We start from the raw sequence: 16,546 nt of genomic DNA, 5'->3' as shown, positions 1-16,546 counted from the left end.
CGTGACGGACGGACGCGCCCTGCCCGACCACGGAGCCTCCGCGGTCCGGCAGGGCGCGCCCGCACCGTCACGCCCGGTCCCGTCGGCGCCCGGCCGCTCGGGTCCGCGCGTCGCCTCAGGGCGCTGCGGTGATGAGCTCGCGCGTGAGCTCGCTCGCGACGCGGTGCAGCACCGGCACGGCCCGCTCCCCGAACTCGTACGTCACGCGGGCCGCGGGGCCCGAGACGGACAGGGCGGTGGGGGTCGGGGCGTCGGGCACCGCGACGGCGAAGCAGCGCACGCCGAGCTCCTGCTCGCCGTCGTCGATCGCGTAGCCGCGCTCGCGCGTCGCCGCGAGCTCGGTGAGGAGCGCGTCGACGTCGGTGATCGACTGGTCCGTCGCGGGCGGCATGCCCACGCGGCCCATGATCTCCCGCACGGTCTGGTCGGGGAGCTGGGCGAGCACCGCCTTGCCGACGCCCGTGCAGTGCGTGTAGACGCGCCGGCCGACCTCGGTGAACATCCGCATCGAGTGGCTGGACGACGCCTGGGCGACGTAGACGGCCATGTCGCGGTCGATCATCGCGAGGTTCGCCGACTCGCCGAGGTCGTGCGCGAGCCGCTCGAGGTACGGACGGGCGCCGGCACCGAGCTGGCGCCCGGCCGACTCGCCGAGGCGGATGAGCCGCGGGCCGAGGGTGTACCGGCGCGACGGCGTCTGGCGCACGTAGCCCTGGGCGAGCAGCGTGCGCAGCAGCCGGTGGATCGTCGGCAGGGGGAGCCCGGCGTGCTGCGCGAGCTCGCTGAGCCCGGACTCGCCGCCGAAGTCGGCGAGCAGCTCGAGCAGCTCGATCGCCCGGTCCACGGACTGCACGCCCCCGGCGGGCTTCGCAGGCCGCGCGCCTGGCTGGTTCTCCGTCGGCTCCGTCGCCGTCGAGATCTCGGCCATCTCACGATCTCCTGTCCACCTGGTACCGCCCGACGACGGGTGCGCACCTCGCCTGAGCAGTGCGGGACCGTCCCGCGCTCCCTTCCGCATCACGGAAGACACGCATCAGCATACGAGAAGAAGGAACGAACATGACGTCCGAGACGAAGGCCCCGGAGACGCTGGCCTCGACGGCGAAGGCCGCTGCGACCAGCCCGAGCTACTCCATCACGCTGCGTGTCGAGGCCCCGAGCGGGCACCGCACCGCGAGCGACCTCGTCGCCGCCGTGAGCGCGACGGGCGCCGCGATCACGGGCGTCGACGTCTCGGAGTCGGGCGCGGACCGCCTCGTCGTCGACGTCACGGCGGACACCGTGGACGCCGCGCACGTCGAGCAGATCCGCGACGCGCTCAGCGCGCTCGACGGCATCACCGTGCGCCACGTGAGCGACGCGACGTTCCTCATGCACCTCGGCGGCAAGCTCGAGGTCAACCCCAAGGTCCCGCTGCGCCACCGCGCCGACCTCGCCCGCGCCTACACGCCCGGCGTGGCGCGCGTGTGCCTCGCGATCGCCGAGCGCCCCGAGGACGCGCGTCGCCTGACGGTCAAGCGCAACACCGTCGCGGTCGTGACCGACGGGACCGCCGTCCTCGGGCTGGGGGACATCGGCCCGGCGGCGGCCCTCCCGGTCATGGAGGGCAAGGCCGCGCTCTTCAAGCAGTTCGCGGGCGTCGACGCGTGGCCGGTGTGCCTCGACACGACCGACACCGAGGAGATCATCCGCACGGTCAAGGCGATCGCGCCCGTGTACGGGGGGATCAACCTCGAGGACATCTCCGCGCCGCGCTGCTTCGAGATCGAGCGTCGCCTGCGCGAGGAGCTGGACATCCCCGTGTTCCACGACGACCAGCACGGCACCGCGATCGTCGTGCTCGCCGCGCTGACGAACGCGCTGCGCGTCGTCGGCAAGCAGATCGAGGACGTGCGCATCGTCGTCTCGGGCGTCGGCGCCGCGGGGAACGCGATCATCTCGCTGCTGCAGGGCCAGGGTGCGCGCCGCATCGTCGCGTTCGACCGCCACGGCGCGATCCACCCGGGCGCGAACCTCACGGACGAGCACCGCCGTCGTCTCGCCGAGACGACCAACGCCGAGGGCTTCACCGGCACGCTGCGCGAGGGCCTCGCCGGGGCCGACGTGTTCGTCGGCGTCTCCGGCCCGAACATCCTCTCGGGCGACGACGTCGCGACGATGGCCGACGACGCGATCGTCTTCGCGCTCGCCAACCCGACGCCCGAGGTCGACCCCATCGCCGCGGCGCAGCACGCGACCGTCGTCGCGACGGGCCGCAGCGACTACCCGAACCAGATCAACAACGTGCTCGCCTTCCCGGGCCTCTTCCGCGGGCTGCTGGACGTCGGCGCGAGCGAGATCTCGGACGAGATGCTGCGCGCCGCTGCCGTCGCCATCGCCGACGCCGTCGCACCCGAGGAGCTCAGCGCGAGCTACATCGTGCCGAGCGTGTTCGAGCCCGCCGTCTCCAAGGCCGTCGCGCGCGCCGTCGCCGAGGTCGCGGAGCGCGCCCGTGCGGAGCAGGCTCAGGAGAGCACCACGTCGGGTCACCACGCCGGGTCGGCGCCCCGGGCCTGACGCACCGTCGTCAGCCCGGCCCGCCCGCAGAAAGGACACACCATGACCACCACCACGGCCGTCACCGTCCACGGACCCGCCGTCGAGCGGTCCGACGAGATCCTCACGCCCGACGCGCTCGACTTCGTCGCCGACCTCCAGCGGCTCTTCGGCGCGCGCCGCGACGAGCTGCTCGCCGCGCGCGCCGCACGACGCGAGGAGGTGGCCCGCACCGGTCGCCTCGACTTCCTGCCCGAGACCGCCGACGTGCGCGCGGGGGAGTGGACGGTCGCCGGCGCGCCTGCCGACCTCCAGGACCGCCGCGTCGAGATCACGGGTCCGCCGACGCCCAAGATGGCGATCAACGCCCTCAACTCGGGCGCGAAGGTCTGGCTCGCGGACCTCGAGGACGCGTCGACGCCGCACTGGGCCAACGTCGTCGGCGGCCAGGTGGCCCTGCACGACGCCACGCGCCGCACGCTCGCGTTCACCTCGCCCGAGGGCAAGCAGTACGCGCTGCGGCCCGAGGCCGACGGCGACCCGCTCGCCGTCATGGTCGTGCGCCCGCGCGGGTGGCACTTCGACGAGGTCCACCTCTCGGTGGACGGGACGCCCGCCGTCGGCGCGCTCGTCGACTTCGGGCTGCACTTCTTCCACAACGCCGCCGAGCTCGTCGCGCGGGGTTCGGGCCCGTACTACTACCTGCCGAAGATGGAGTCGCACCTCGAGGCGCGCCTGTGGGACGACGTCTTCTCGCACGCCGAGGAGGCGCTCGGGATCCCGCACGGGACGATCCGCGCGACGGTCCTCATCGAGACCATCCCGGCCGCGTTCGAGATGGACGAGATCCTCTACGAGCTGCGCGACCACGCGTCGGGCCTCAACGCGGGTCGCTGGGACTATCTCTTCTCGGTCATCAAGTACTTCCGCGACTCGGGCCCCTCGTTCACGCTCCCGGACCGGGGCGCGATCACGATGACCGCACCGTTCATGCGCGCGTACACCGAGCTGCTCGTCCAGACGTGCCACAAGCGCGGTGCCTTCGCGATGGGCGGCATGGCCGCCGTCATCCCGAACCGCCGCGAGCCCGAGGTCACGGCCCAGGCGTTCGACAAGGTGCGCGCGGACAAGCAGCGCGAGGCCGGCGACGGGTTCGACGGCTCCTGGGTCGCGCACCCGGACCTGGTGCCGGTGTGCCGCGAGGTGTTCGACGGCGTGCTCGGCGAGCGGCCGAACCAGCTCGACCGGCAGCGCCCCGAGGTCCACGTCACGGCCGACCAGCTCCTCGACGTGTCGTCCGCGCAGGGCGACGTCACCGAGGCGGGGCTGCGCAACAACCTCTACGTGTCCGTCGCGTACGTCGCGGCGTGGCTCGCGGGCAACGGCGCGGTCGCGATCCACAACCTCATGGAGGACGCCGCGACCGCGGAGATCTCGCGCTCGCAGGTGTGGCAGTGGGTGCGCTCGGGCGCGTCGTTCACCGCGGGGGAGGGCGCGGGCACGACGGTCACCGCCGACCTGGTCCGCACGCTCCTGCGCGAGGAGACCGCCCGGCTGCGGGACGACGTCGGGCACGAGGCCTACGACGCCGGCCCCTACGACCGGGCCGCGGCGCTCGTCGAGGACATCGCGCTCAACGAGCAATACGTCGACTTCCTCACGCTCCCCGCGTACGAGGACGTCGTCGCGCACGAGCAGGACGCCTCCTGATGCCGGCGGGATTCCCGGAGGGATCGGGCTCGGCATCGGAGCGGGCCTTCAGCGAGCAGGGGATCGCCGCGCTGCACGCGACGCTTGACGGCCTGCTCGCTCCATGGGACGCGGAGCTCGAGGCGCGGTACCCGGGCGACGACGGCTCGCGCCAGCCCGTGCACACCGTCTACGTGCCGGGCGACCACTACAGCGCGGGCCTCGTGCCCGAGTGGGCGGCGCGGGCCCGCGAGGCGGTCGACGCCCCGGGCGGCGGGGCCGGCGGGGTACGCCGCCTCGTCGACCTGCTCGGGATCGGCGCGGAGGGGGACGGCCTCGCCGAGGCCGTGGCCGAGCGCGTGCGCGCCAAGCTCGCCGTCGAGGCGATCGAGGACCTGCGGATCGACTTCGAGGACGGGTTCGGCGACCGCGGCGACGCGGCCGAGGACGCTGCGGTCACGGCCGCGGCGCGCGAGCTCGCGCGGGCCGAGGCGCAGGGCACGGCGACGCCGTTCAGCGGCATCCGCATCAAGTGCCTCGAGGCCGCGACGCGCCGGCGCGGGGTGCGCACGCTCGCGCTGTTCGTGGCCGAGCTCGTCGCTGCCCGCGCCACGCAGGGACACGCGGGGCTGCCCGACGGCTTCGTCGTCACGCTCGCCAAGGTCACCGCGCCGCAGCAGGTCGAGGCGATGGCGGTCGCGTGCGAGCGTGTCGAGCAGGCAAACGGGCTGGAACCGGGCAGCCTGCGGTTCGAGGTGCAGGTCGAGACGCCGCAGGCGCTGCTCGCGGCGGATGGCACCGCGACCGTCGCGCGGCTCGTGCACGCCGCACCCGGACGCGTCACCGCGCTGCACTACGGCACGTACGACTACTCGGCGTCCCTCGGCATCGCGGCGGCGTACCAGTCGATGGAGCACCCCGCGGCCGACCACGCGAAGTCCGTCATGCAGCTCGCGGTCGCGGGCACGGGGGTACGGCTCTCGGACGGCTCGACGAACGTGCTCCCGGTCGGCGACCCGCAGGCCGTCGACGCGGCGTGGCTCCTGCACGGACGGCTCGTGCGTCGCTCGCTCGAGCGTGGCTACTACCAGGGCTGGGACCTGCACCCCGCGCAGTTCCCGAGCCGGTTCGCGGCGACGTACGCGTTCTACCGCGAGGGCGCGGCCTCGGCGCTCGCGCGCCTCGCCGCGTACGTCGGGTACGTGCCCGACGCCGGCGGCGTGCTCGACGAGCCGGCCACGGCCAAGGCGATGGCCTGGTTCCTCGGGCGCGGCGTCGACTGCGGCGCGCTCACCGAGGCCGAGGTCCGCGCCGCGACCGGCCTGGACCGCGCCGGGCTCGACGCCGTCCGCGTCTCGGGCCACGCCCCGCAGCCCGTCGCGGGCTGACGACCCGCCCCCGCACCTTCCCGTCCACCCCGCCCCGTCCAGCCCGCCGCGACCGACCGTCGTCGGACCGGGCCTTCATCTCGAGGAGTGACCCATGACCCAGACCACCCCCTACTACACCCCGCAGGGTGGCCTGCCCGGCCAGACCGAGCTGCTCACCGACCGCGCGATCGTCACCGAGGCGTACACGGTGATCCCGCGCGGCGTGCTGCGCGACATCGTGACGAGCAACCTGCCCGGCTGGGACAAGACGCGGCTGTGGGTGCTCGCGCGGCCGATCGAGGGCTTCGCGACGACGTTCGCGCAGTACGTCATGGAGGTCTCGCCCGGCGGCGGGTCGGACCAGGGCGAGGACGAGGAGACCGTGCAGTCCGTCGTCTTCGTCACCGAGGGCACGCTCGTGCTCACGCTCGCGGGCGTCGAGCACGTGCTGGAGCCCGGCGGGTACGCGTACCTCGCGGCAGGGGAGCGGTGGGCGCTGCACAACCGGTCGGACGCCAAGGCCGCGTTCCAGTGGATCCGCAAGGTGTACGAGCCGATCCCGGGCCACACCGCGACGTCGTTCGTCACGCGTGAGCAGGACGTCGAGCCGCGCGCGATGCCGGACACCGACGGGGTGTGGGTCACGACGCGGTTCGTCGACCCCGACGACCTCGCGCACGACATGCACGTCAACATCGTGACGTTCCAGCCCGGCGGGTCCATCCCGTTCGCGGAGACGCACATCATGGAGCACGGCCTGTACGTGCTCGAGGGCAAGGCGGTCTACCGCCTCAACGGCGACTGGGTCGAGGTCCAGGAGGGCGACTTCATGTGGCTCCGGGCGTTCTGCCCGCAGGCCTGCTACGCGGGCGGCCCCAAGCTGTTCCGCTACCTGCTCTACAAGGACGTGAACCGGCAGGTCAAGCTCGACCGCCGCCGCTGACGCAGCACCCGGTTGTGGGCATGGAAAGGGCCTGGTTCCGCACGCGGAACCGGGCCCTTTCCATGCCCACAACGGGGCGGGGTGCCGCATCGGCTGTTGACGCTTCCCAGCGAGCGTGCTTACACTTCCATACAGCAGAAGAAAAGTTCCGCAGTATGGAATCGCAAGGTAGCGAAGCGCGGACGGACCCAGGGAGACGACGATGAGCCCCGCACCGACGTACACCGTCAACTGCTCGATCCTGCTCACGGACCTGCCGCTGCTCGAGCGGCCGGCCGCCGCGGCGGCCGCGGGCTTCCGCGGGGTCGAGTTCTGGTGGCCGTTCGCGTCGCCCACTCCCGCGCAGGACGAGGTCGACGCGTTCGTCGGCGCGATCGAGTCGGCGGGCGTCCAGCTCACGGGGCTCAACTTCGACGCCGGCAACATGCCCGGCGGCGACCGCGGCCTCGTGTCGTGGCCCGCGCGCTCGGCTGACCTGCGCGCCAACCTCGACGTCGTCACCGCGATCGGCGAGCGCACCGGCTGCCGCGCGTTCAACGCGCTCTACGGCAACCGCCAGGAGGGCGAGACGCCCGAGGCGCAGGACGAGCTCGGCGCCGAGAACCTCGCGCTCGCGGCGCGCGCCGTCGGGCGCATCGGCGGCACGGTGCTCGTCGAGCCCGTGAGCGGCGCCCCCGCCTATCCGCTGAAGACCGCCGCGGACGCCGTGCGCGTCATCGACCGGGTCGCGGCCGACCACGGCGAGACGAACCTGGGTCTCCTGTTCGACGTGTACCACCTGGCCGTGAACGGCGACGACGTCGACGCGGCCCTCTCGACCTACCGCGGCCGCATCGCGCACGTGCAGATCGCCGACGCCCCCGGGCGCGGCGAGCCCGGCACGGGCGACCTGCCGATCGAGCGCTGGACCAAGGACCTGCGCGCCGGCGGCTACGACGGCTGGATCGGCCTCGAGTACAAGACCGCGGCCGCCGACCCGTTCGCGTGGCTCCCGGCCACCGAGCGCTGACGCACCCGCCGATCTCACGCAGCCGCCCGCCGGCCGTTCGTCGGCCGACACAGACCCCCTCGACCTGAACCACCCAGAGGAGCACACCATGGCCTCCATCGCCTTCATCGGACTCGGCATCATGGGCAGCCCCATGGCCGTCCACCTGCAGAACGCCGGGCACGACGTCGCGGGCTACAACCGCAGCCCCGAGAAGACCGCGCCGCTCGTCGAGGCGGGCGGGCGCGCGGCGTCCTCGGTCGCCGACGCCGTCTCGGGCGCCGACGTCGTCGCGATCATGGTCCCCGACTCGCCCGACGTGGAGGCGGTGCTCACCGGCGACGACGGCGTCCTCGCGAACGCGAAGCCCGGCGCGCTCGTCGTCGACTTCTCCTCGATCCGCCCGGACGTCACGGTCGCGCTCGCGCAGCAGGCGAAGGACGCGGGCCTGCGGATCGTCGACGCCCCCGTCTCGGGCGGCGAGCCGGGGGCGATCAACGCCGCGCTGTCGATCATGGTGGGCGGCACGCCCGAGGACTTCGAGGCGGCCAAGCCGTTCCTCGACGTCGTCGGCAAGACGGTCGTGCACGTGGGCCCCAACGGCTCCGGCCAGACCGTCAAGGCCGCGAACCAGCTCATCGTCGCCGCGAACATCCAGGCGCTCGCCGAGGCGGTCGTCTTCCTCGAGGCCTACGGCGTCGACACCGAGGCCGCGATCGAGGTCCTCGGCGGCGGGCTCGCCGGCTCGGCGGTGCTGAACCAGAAGGCGCGCAAGATGCTCGACCGCGACTTCGGCCCCGGCTTCCGGATCGAGCTCCACCACAAGGACCTCGGCATCGTCACCGCCGCGGCCCGCGAGGCGGGCGTCGTCGCACCGCTCGGCGGCCTCGTCGCCCAGCTCATGGCCTCCGCGCGCGCGAACGGCGACGGCGGCCTCGACCACTCCGGCCTGTTCCGCGGCGTCGAGCGCCTGTCCGGCCGCGACGGCTCCTGACCTTCCCCCTGACGACGACGTCACCTCCAGCAAGGAGAGAAACCATGCCTCGTATGCGTGCGGTGGACGCCGCAGTGGCGATCCTCGAGATCGAGGGCGCGACCCAGGCCTTCGGCCTGCCCGGCGCCGCCATCAACCCCTTCTACTCCGCGATGCGCGCCCACGGCGGCATCGGGCACGTGCTCGCGCGTCACGTCGAGGGCGCGTCGCACATGGCCGACGGCTACTCCCGCGCGAAGCCGGGGAACATCGGCATCTGCATCGGCACGTCGGGCCCTGCGGGCACCGACATGATCACCGGCCTCTACGCCGCGTGGGCCGACTCGGTCCCGATGCTCTGCATCACGGGCCAGGCGCCGGTCGCCAAGCTCGACAAGGAGGACTTCCAGGCCGTCGACATCGCGAGCATCGCCGCTCCGGTGACGAAGATGGCCAAGACCGTCCTCGAGGCCGGGCAGGTGCCGCAGGTCTTCCAGCAGGCGTTCCACCTCATGCGGTCCGGCCGTCCGGGTCCGGTGCTCATCGACCTCCCGATCGACGTGCAGCTCACGGAGATCGAGTTCGACCCGGCGACGTACGAGCCGCTTCCCGTGCACCGCCCGACGGCGACGCGCGCGCAGGCGGAAAAGGCGATCGACCTCCTCCTCGCGGCCGAGCGCCCCCTGCTGATCGCGGGCGGCGGCATCGTCAACGCGGGCGGCGAGGACCTGCTCGTCGAGCTCGCCGAGACGCTCGGCGTCCCGGTGATCCCGACGCTCATGGGCTGGGGCGTCATCCCCGACGACCACCCGCTCATGGCCGGGATGGCCGGGCTGCAGACGTCGCACCGCTACGGCAACGCGAACCTGCTCGCCTCGGACTTCGTGCTCGGGATCGGCAACCGCTGGGCCAACCGTCACACGGGCGGGCTCGACACCTACCGCGCGGGCCGCACGTTCGTCCACGTCGACATCGAGCCGACGCAGATCGGTCGCGTGTTCGCGCCCGACTACGGCATCGTGTCCGACGCGAAGGCCGCCCTCGAGCTGTTCGTCGAGGTCGCGCGCGAGCGCCGCGACGCCGGGCGGGCGCGCGACTACGCGGGCTGGGCGGCGGAGTGCGCCGAGCGCAAGCGCACGCTGCAGCGCAAGACGCACTTCACCGAGATCCCCATCAAGCCGCAGCGCGTGTACGAGGAGATGAACAAGGCGTTCGGCCCGGAGACGCGCTACGTCACGACGATCGGCCTCTCGCAGATCGCCGGCGCGCAGTTCCTCCACGTGTACCAGCCGCGGCACTGGATCAACGCGGGCCAGGCCGGGCCCCTCGGCTGGACCGGCCCCGCGGCGCTCGGCGTCGCGAAGGCCGTGCCGGACGAGCCGGTCGTCGCGCTCTCGGGCGACTACGACTTCCAGTTCATGATCGAGGAGCTCGCCGTCGGCGCGCAGTTCAACCTGCCCTACGTGCACGTCGTCGTGAACAACTCCTACCTCGGCCTCATCCGGCAGTCGCAGCGCGCGTTCGACATGGACTACCACGTGCAGCTCTCGTTCGAGAACGTCAACTCGCCCGAGGTGAACGGCTACGGCGTCGATCACGTCAAGGTCGCCGAGGGCCTCGGCTGCAAGGCGATCCGCGTGACCGACCCCGACGAGCTGGGCGACGCGTTCGCCAAGGCGCAGGGCTTGGCGGCCGAGTTCCGCGTGCCGGTCGTGGTCGAGGTGATCCTCGAGCGGGTGACCAACATCGCGATGGGCGTCGAGCTCACGGGGGTCAACGAGTTCGAGGACCTCGCGATCTCGGCCGACGACGCGCCGACCGCCGTCGCGCTGCTCGACTGAGCGTGCCGCACCGGAGGAGCAGACGACATGGAGGAGGACGCGATGAGCACGGGTGAGGGGAGCGGTCGAGAGCACGACTACGACCTCGTCGTGCGCGGCGCGCGGGTGCTCGTCGCCGGCGGCGAGCACCCGCGCGAGGTCGGAATCAGCGGGGGAGTGGTCCGCGCGATCGAGCCGCTCGGCGCCGGGCTCGACGGCGCGCGCGTCGTCGAGCTGGCACCGCACCAGGTGCTGGTCCCCGGGCTCGTCGACACGCACGTGCACGTGAACGAGCCCGGGCGCACCGAGTGGGAGGGGTTCGCGTCCGCGACGCGGGCCGCCGCCGCGGGCGGGGTGACGACGATCGTCGACATGCCGCTCAACTCGATCCCCCCGACGGTCGACGTCGCGGCTCTGGAGACCAAGCAGAAGGTCGCGCGCGACCAGGCGTTCGTCGACGTCGGGTTCTGGGGCGGTGCCGTGCCCGGCAACGCCGACGAGCTGCGCCCGCTGTGGGACGCCGGCGTGTTCGGCTTCAAGTGCTTCCTGCTGCACTCGGGCGTCGAGGAGTTCGGGTACCTCGAGCCCGACGAGCTGGAGGCGGACCTGCGCGTCCTCGGCGAGTTCGACGGGCTGATGCTCGTGCACGCCGAGGACTCGCGCGCCATCGAGCACGCGCCCACGCCGCACGGCGACCACTACGACACGTTCCTCGCGTCACGCCCGCGCGGCGCGGAGAACGTCGCGATCGCCGCCGTGATCGAGGCGGCCCGCTGGACGGGCGCACGCGCCCACGTGCTGCACCTGTCGAGCTCCGACGCGTTGCCGATGATCCGCAGCGCCAAGCGCGAGGGCGTACGGATCACGGTCGAGACCTGCCCGCACTACCTGGCGCTCGCGGCCGAGGAGATCCCGGACGGCGCGACGCAGTTCAAGTGCTGCCCGCCCATCCGGGAGATCGACAACCGCGAGCTGCTCTGGGAAGGGCTGATCGACGGCACGATCGACTGCGTCGTCTCGGACCACTCGCCGAGCACCCTCGACCTCAAGGACCTCGACACGGGCGACTTCGGGACGGCGTGGGGCGGCGTCTCGTCGCTCCAGCTCGGGCTCGCGATCGTGTGGACCGAGGCCCGGACGCGGGGCGTGCCGTTCGCGCGCGTCGTCGAGTGGATGTCGGCTCGCCCGGCCGGCATCGCGGGGCTCCGGCGCAAGGGCTCGATCGCGCTCGGCTTCGACGCGGACCTCGCGATCGTCGAGCCGGACACGGCGTTCGTCGTCGACCCGAGGGCCCTGCACCACAAGAACCCCATCACGCCGTACGCCGACCGCGCGCTCTCGGGCGCCGTCGTCGCGACGTACCTGCGCGGCGAGGAGATCACCTTCGACCGCCCCACGGGTCGCCTCCTCTCCCGCGGCGAGGCGTGAGGGGCTGAAGCTCCCGTGCCCGGCCGCGGGGGCCGGGCACGGGGAACCACCGAACCACCGAACCCTGCCGACGACGACGGGGCGGCACCGCTGGTGGGTGCCGCCCCGTCGTCGCGCGGCTCGGGTCAGGACTCCGCGAGGAGCTCGTCGAGCTGCTCGTAGCCCTCGCGGACGCCGACCTCCATGCCGCTCGCGACGAAGCCGTCGCGGCCCTCGATCGAGTCGACGAGCGACGTCGCGGTGAGGCGGCTGCGGCCGTCGGGCAGGTCCTCGAACACGAGGCGGTCCAGCGAGACGCCGTCGGGGAAGCCCTCGAACGTGAACGTCTGGACGATGAGCTCGTCCGGGCGCACCTCGTGGACGCTGCCGAAGAACGCGTACTCGTTGCCGTCGGGGTCCACCTGGACGTAGCGGTAGGCGCCGCCCGTGCGCACGTCCCAGTGCTCGTTGCGCTGGGTGAGGTAGCGCGGGCCGTTCCAGCGCGCGAACAGCTCCGGGTCGAGGTGCGCGCGGAAGACCTTCGCCGCGGGCGCGTCGAACTCGCGCACGATGCGGACGATCGGGAGGTCCTTCGGGACGACGATCTCGGTCTCGTGGGTGCCGGTGGTGGTCATGGTGCTGCTCCTGTCGTCGGGTCGTTCTCGGGTGCGGCCAGCCGGTCGGGCAGGTCGCGCAGGACGTCGTCGAGGCGGCGGTAGCGGTCCTCCGCCTCGCGCCGGTAGCGCTCGATCCACTTCGTCATGAGGTCGAAGACCTCCGCCTCGAGGTGCACGGGGGCGCGTCGGGCGTCCGTCGTGCGGGTCACCAGGCCGGAGTCCTCGAGCACCCGCAGGTGCTTGGACACCGCCTGGACGGACATGTCGTACGGCCGGGCGAGCTCGCCCACGCTGGCGTCGCCCGACGCGAGCCGGGCCACCATGTCGCGGCGCGTGGGGTCGGCCAGCGCCGAGAACACGCGCGAGAGCGGGTCGGCCGTCACGGGACCTCCTCGTCGGGCGCCGTTCCCGGCGCCACTAGTCAACTGTTCGGTTGATGATGACGCTACGCCTCCGCCCGGTCGTCGTCAACCCTGTGGTTGATAAAAAGTCGGGTCCGTCGTGCGCGCTCGAAGTCGTCGAGCGAGACCCTGCGCTCGACGGCGTGGTCCACGATCCGCTCGGGGTAGCCGGCCGGTTGCTCCGGCAGCTTCCACGGCTCGTGGACCGCCCGGCCCTCGACGCCGCGCAGCTCCGGCACCCAGCGCCGTACGTAGGCGCCGTCGGGGTCGAACGTCTTGCCCTGCGTGACGGGGTTGAAGATGCGGAAGTACGGCGCGGCGTCCCGTCCCGTCCCGGCCACCCACTGCCAGTTGAGCTGGTTCTGGGAGACGTCGCCGTCCGCCAGGTGCGCCAGGAAGTGCGCCGCGCCCCGCTGCCACCGCACGTGCAGGTCCTTGACGAGGAACGATGCGACGACCATCCGCACGCGGTTGTGCATCCACCCCTCGCCGAGGAGCTGGCGCATCCCCGCGTCGACGAGCGGGTAGCCGGTCCGCCCGGCCGCCCAGGCCGCGAGGTACCGGTCCTCGTCCGCCCCGGTCGCCCACGCGTCGTCGGGCACGACCGCGCGCAGCGACCGCCGCGCCGCGCCCGGGTGGTGGAACAGGACGTCCGCGTGGAACTCGCGCCACGCGAGCTCGGACCGGTAGGCGAGCGCGTCGTCGGACGGCGCGAGCCCGTCGTGCAGGGCGCTCCGCACGTCGGCGAGGAGGGTCCGCGGGTGGAGCTCGCCCCACTTGAGCGGCACCGACATGCCCGACGTCGCGGCACGGTCCGGGCGGTCGCGCTCGGTCGCGTAGCCCGCGAGGTGGTCGGCGAGGAACGCGCGCCACCGCCGGCGCGCGGCTGCTTCGCCCGCACCAGGGAGCCGGGCGTCGGTCCCCGGGTCGTCCGGGACGCCGTCGGACCGCACGTCCGCCCACGGCACGTCGCGCGGGCGCGGCGCCGGGTCGCGCCAGCCGTGCGCGACCCACGCCTCGCGGAACGGCGTGAAGACCTGGAAGGGCGTCCCGCTGCGGGTGAGGACGCGCCCGGGCGCGACGGCGTAGGGCGACCCGGTGTGCACGAGGTGCGCGCCGGCGTCGGGCAGCGACCTCGCGACCGCCCCGTCCCGGGCGACGCCGTACGGCTCGAACGAGGCGGCGACGTGGACCTCCTCGGCGCCCACCTCCCGCGCGAGCGCCGGCACGACGGCGCGCGGGTCGCCGTGCCGCACGACCAGGCGCCCGCCCGTCGCGGCGTGGAGCGCCGCGAGGCTGCGCGCGAGATACGCGCGGCGCGGTGCGCCCGCGGCGCCCCACAGCTGCGGGTCGAGGACGTAGAGCGCGACGACGTCGTCGCCCGCGTCCTGAGCGGCCGCCACCGCGGCGAGGAGGGCCGGGTTGTCGGCGAGGCGCAGGTCGCGGCGGCACCACCAGATCGTCGGCACCCGGTCACGCTAACGGTCGCCCGCCGTGCACGCCGGTGGGAGCATCGAACGCATGACGACGCAGGGTGGCGGCGGCGAACGCGAGTTCGAGGTGGAGCCCGACCCGGGTGCCCCACCCGGCCCGGGGACGACCGCGCCCGCCGCCGGCGCCATCGAGGGGGACCACGCGTTCTTCGGCCACCCGCGCGGTCTGCTGACGCTCTTCACCACGGAGCTGTGGGAGCGGTTCAGCTACTACGGGATGCGCGCGATCCTGCTGTTCTACCTCACGGACTCCGTGGCGAACGGCGGGCTGGGGATCGGCGAGACGACCGGGCTCGCGCTCGTCTCCATCTACGGCACGAGCGTCTACCTGCTCTCGGTCGTGGGCGGCTGGCTCGCGGACCGCGTGATCGGGTCCCGGCGCTCGGTCCTGTACGGCGGGATCATCATCGCCGCCGGGCACGTGAGCCTCACGGTCCCCGGCGCGGGCTTCTCGATGGCGGGCATCGCGATGGTCGCGCTCGGGACGGGCCTGCTCAAGCCCAACGTGTCGTCGATGGTCGGCGAGCTCTACGCGCGCGACGACCCGCGCCGCGACTCGGGCTTCTCCATCTTCTACATGGGCATCAACCTCGGGTCGTTCGTCGCGCCGTTCCTCGTGGGGGCCGCGCGCGCCTGGGGCGGGTACCACGCGGGCTTCGCCGTGGCGGCGGTCGGCATGGCCGTCGCCCTCGTGTTCTTCGTCGCGGGCAGGCGCTACCTGGGCGAGGCGGGCGCGCACGTCCCCAACCCGGTCCGTCCGGAGGAGCGGGCGAAGATCGCGCGCATCTTCCTGCTCGTCGCCGCGGGCGTCGTGCTGGTCGGGCTGATCGCCGTGCTCGTCGCCGGTGGGTTCGACATCTCGACCTTCATCGACACGATGTCCTACCTGGCGTTCCTCGCGCCGATCGCGTACTTCGTCGTCATGTACCGCTCCCCGCGCGTCACCGACGCCGAGCGGCCCCGCGTCATCGCCTACATCCCGCTGTTCGTCGCCGCGATGCTCTTCTGGATGATCTTCGAGCAGGCCGCCACGACGCTCTCCGCCTTCGCGAAGGACCGGACCGACCTGAGCTTCTTCGGCGTCGGCATCAGCCCCGAGTTCTTCCAGTCGGTCAACCCGCTGTCGATCATCGTCCTCGCGCCCGTGTTCGCGTGGATCTGGCTCAAGACCGGCGACCGGCCGACGACGGCCAACAAGTTCGCGATCGGCCTCACGCTCGCGTCGGTGTCGTTCCTCTTCCTCGCCGCCGCGTCCGCGGTCGTCGGGGACGGCAAGGCGCCGTCGTGGGTGCTCGTGCTCGTGTACGTGATCCAGACCCTCGGCGAGCTGTGCCTCTCGCCCGTCGGGCTCGCGGCGACGACGCTGCTCGCGCCCAAGGCGTTCCGCTCCCAGGCGATGGCGCTGTGGTTCCTCGCGCCCGCCGCGGGGCAGGCCATCACGGCCCAGGTCGTCCAGGTCACCGAGGGGGCGTCGGACACCGCGTACTTCGGCGTCATCGGCGCCGTGACCCTCGTGTTCGCGCTCGCGCTGTTCGCCCTCGCCCCGTGGGTCACGCGGCACATCCGCCACGCCGACGAGCTCGAGGGGTCGCACACGGCCGGGGCCTGACGGGCCGGTGCCGCCGTGTGCAGCATGACCGTGACCGCGCGAGGTCGCGCCGTTGCGACCTCGCGCGGATCCCTTCCGGGTGCGCCGTCGTCAGCGCAGCCAGGGCGCCCGGCGGACGAGCGGCAGCGCGGCCCAGCGCCGTCCCAGCCCCCAGGTGTCGCCCGCGAGCGTCGTCGCGAGGACGACGAGGAGCAGCACCACGACGACGTGCTGGTCGACGACCGGGTTGTTCGACCCCGCCGCGAACGGCCACTGCGACAGCCAGAGCATGCCGAAGAGCAGCGCACCGCTCACCGCGGCCACGCGCAGCCCGATCCCGAGCAGGAGGGCGAGGCCGACGCCGAGCAGCCCCAGCATGAAGAGCCAGTCCGTGACCGGGCCGGCCATCGAGGTGAACGTGCCCGCGAGCGGGCCCTGTACCCCGTTCTGGAGGTAGCCCTGGGCGGGCGCCGCGCCCGCGAGCCACGCGCGCTCGCGCGGCGTCGCGTACCCGAGGCCGAGGAGCTTGTCGGCGAACGGCCAGAGGAAGACGACCGCGCCCCCGAGCCGGGCGAGCGCGAGGGCGTGCCGGGCGGACGAGCGGGTGACGACGTCGTCCTGGGTGACCGGACCGGTCGTCGGGCTGACGGCGTCGGGCTCGGTCTTCGCCGCGCTGCCGGGCGGTGAGGTCGTGCGCGTGGTGGACGTGGACATGAGGTGCC

At 73.2% G+C, this 16,546-nt stretch carries 14 protein-coding genes; 9 read left to right on the top strand and 5 right to left on the bottom strand.

The features are described 5' to 3' along the window. Window positions 1-115: 115 nt before the first annotated feature. The gene (locus JOE63_RS15805) at window positions 116-928 is read right to left on the bottom strand and encodes an IclR family transcriptional regulator (protein ID WP_087469442.1); all 813 of its coding nucleotides are present in this window, start codon (window positions 926-928) and stop codon (window positions 116-118) included. A 131-nt stretch (window positions 929-1,059) separates the two neighbouring features. Here JOE63_RS15805 and JOE63_RS15800 point away from each other — a divergent pair, with 131 nt between their 5' ends. From JOE63_RS15800 to allB, 8 genes are all read left to right on the top strand, one after another. Beyond that, on the top strand, window positions 1,060-2,556 hold the full coding sequence (locus tag JOE63_RS15800; RefSeq protein WP_087469441.1) for an NAD-dependent malic enzyme: 1,497 nt from the start codon (window positions 1,060-1,062) through the stop codon (window positions 2,554-2,556). A gap of 42 nt (window positions 2,557-2,598) precedes the next feature. Then, window positions 2,599-4,245: a malate synthase A gene (gene aceB / locus JOE63_RS15795; RefSeq protein WP_204542541.1), complete on the top strand. Its 1,647-nt coding sequence runs from the start codon at window positions 2,599-2,601 to the stop codon at window positions 4,243-4,245. Continuing rightward, window positions 4,245-5,612, top strand: coding sequence for a DUF6986 family protein (locus JOE63_RS15790; protein WP_204542539.1), 1,368 nt, complete (start codon window positions 4,245-4,247; stop codon window positions 5,610-5,612). Before aceB ends, JOE63_RS15790 begins: the two co-directional genes overlap by 1 nt. Window positions 5,613-5,706: 94 nt before the next feature. Next, window positions 5,707-6,537 carry a bifunctional allantoicase/(S)-ureidoglycine aminohydrolase gene (locus tag JOE63_RS15785; RefSeq protein ID WP_204542537.1) on the top strand — a complete coding sequence of 277 codons (831 nt, stop codon included), beginning with the start codon at window positions 5,707-5,709 and terminating at the stop codon, window positions 6,535-6,537. Window positions 6,538-6,739: 202 nt separating this feature from the next. Next, window positions 6,740-7,546 carry a hydroxypyruvate isomerase family protein gene (locus JOE63_RS15780; RefSeq protein ID WP_204542535.1) on the top strand — a complete coding sequence of 269 codons (807 nt, stop codon included), beginning with the start codon at window positions 6,740-6,742 and terminating at the stop codon, window positions 7,544-7,546. Window positions 7,547-7,634: 88 nt separating this feature from the next. Then, window positions 7,635-8,519, top strand: a complete 885-nt coding sequence (locus tag JOE63_RS15775) for a 2-hydroxy-3-oxopropionate reductase (protein WP_204542534.1) — start codon at window positions 7,635-7,637, stop codon at window positions 8,517-8,519. 44 nt (window positions 8,520-8,563) lie between these two features. Further along, a complete protein-coding gene (gene gcl / locus JOE63_RS15770; protein ID WP_204542533.1) occupies window positions 8,564-10,339 on the top strand; it encodes a glyoxylate carboligase in 1,776 nt (591 codons plus the stop codon). A 42-nt stretch (window positions 10,340-10,381) separates the two neighbouring features. After that, a complete protein-coding gene (gene allB / locus JOE63_RS15765; RefSeq protein ID WP_204542532.1) occupies window positions 10,382-11,746 on the top strand; it encodes an allantoinase AllB in 1,365 nt (454 codons plus the stop codon). Window positions 11,747-11,871: 125 nt separating this feature from the next. On the opposite strand, the gene JOE63_RS15760 is transcribed toward allB, so the two are convergent. The 3 genes from JOE63_RS15760 to JOE63_RS15750 form a co-directional block, all read right to left on the bottom strand. Continuing rightward, entirely contained in the window at window positions 11,872-12,360 is a 489-nt protein-coding gene (locus JOE63_RS15760) for an SRPBCC family protein (RefSeq protein ID WP_204542531.1), read from the bottom strand. After that, window positions 12,357-12,725 (bottom strand): ArsR/SmtB family transcription factor, encoded by a 369-nt coding sequence (locus JOE63_RS15755; protein ID WP_307840148.1) that lies wholly within the window; start codon window positions 12,723-12,725, stop codon window positions 12,357-12,359. The genes JOE63_RS15760 and JOE63_RS15755 overlap by 4 nt, the downstream gene beginning before the upstream one ends. Window positions 12,726-12,787: 62 nt before the next feature. Next, window positions 12,788-14,212 carry a cryptochrome/photolyase family protein gene (locus JOE63_RS15750; protein ID WP_204542530.1) on the bottom strand — a complete coding sequence of 475 codons (1,425 nt, stop codon included), beginning with the start codon at window positions 14,210-14,212 and terminating at the stop codon, window positions 12,788-12,790. Window positions 14,213-14,264: 52 nt separating this feature from the next. On the opposite strand from JOE63_RS15750, the gene JOE63_RS15745 reads away from it, so the two are divergent. Beyond that, a complete protein-coding gene (locus tag JOE63_RS15745) occupies window positions 14,265-15,845 on the top strand; it encodes a peptide MFS transporter (RefSeq protein ID WP_204542529.1) in 1,581 nt (526 codons plus the stop codon). Between the two features lie 90 nt (window positions 15,846-15,935). On the opposite strand, the gene JOE63_RS15740 is transcribed toward JOE63_RS15745, so the two are convergent. After that, window positions 15,936-16,538 (bottom strand): DoxX family protein, encoded by a 603-nt coding sequence (locus JOE63_RS15740; protein ID WP_204542527.1) that lies wholly within the window; start codon window positions 16,536-16,538, stop codon window positions 15,936-15,938. Window positions 16,539-16,546 lie beyond the last annotated feature (8 nt).

Source organism: Cellulosimicrobium cellulans (assembly GCF_016907755.1).
Taxonomy (GTDB): domain Bacteria; phylum Actinomycetota; class Actinomycetes; order Actinomycetales; family Cellulomonadaceae; genus Cellulosimicrobium; species Cellulosimicrobium cellulans_D.
The sequence above is the reverse complement of the archived record's forward strand: the minus strand, read 5'-3'. Positions and strand labels throughout refer to the sequence as shown.

Bases quoted from the DNA above. Each gene is read 5' to 3' on its own strand.
- JOE63_RS15805 (WP_087469442.1), bottom strand. From the start codon at position 928: ATGGCCGAGATCTCGACGGCGACGGAGCCGACGGAGAACCAGCCAGGC.
- JOE63_RS15800 (WP_087469441.1), top strand. From the start codon at position 1,060: ATGACGTCCGAGACGAAGGCCCCGGAGACGCTGGCCTCGACGGCGAAG.
- aceB (WP_204542541.1), top strand. From the start codon at position 2,599: ATGACCACCACCACGGCCGTCACCGTCCACGGACCCGCCGTCGAGCGG.
- JOE63_RS15790 (WP_204542539.1), top strand. From the start codon at position 4,245: ATGCCGGCGGGATTCCCGGAGGGATCGGGCTCGGCATCGGAGCGGGCC.
- JOE63_RS15785 (WP_204542537.1), top strand. From the start codon at position 5,707: ATGACCCAGACCACCCCCTACTACACCCCGCAGGGTGGCCTGCCCGGC.
- JOE63_RS15780 (WP_204542535.1), top strand. From the start codon at position 6,740: ATGAGCCCCGCACCGACGTACACCGTCAACTGCTCGATCCTGCTCACG.
- JOE63_RS15775 (WP_204542534.1), top strand. From the start codon at position 7,635: ATGGCCTCCATCGCCTTCATCGGACTCGGCATCATGGGCAGCCCCATG.
- gcl (WP_204542533.1), top strand. From the start codon at position 8,564: ATGCCTCGTATGCGTGCGGTGGACGCCGCAGTGGCGATCCTCGAGATC.
- allB (WP_204542532.1), top strand. From the start codon at position 10,382: ATGAGCACGGGTGAGGGGAGCGGTCGAGAGCACGACTACGACCTCGTC.
- JOE63_RS15760 (WP_204542531.1), bottom strand. From the start codon at position 12,360: ATGACCACCACCGGCACCCACGAGACCGAGATCGTCGTCCCGAAGGAC.
- JOE63_RS15745 (WP_204542529.1), top strand. From the start codon at position 14,265: ATGACGACGCAGGGTGGCGGCGGCGAACGCGAGTTCGAGGTGGAGCCC.
- JOE63_RS15740 (WP_204542527.1), bottom strand. From the start codon at position 16,538: ATGTCCACGTCCACCACGCGCACGACCTCACCGCCCGGCAGCGCGGCG.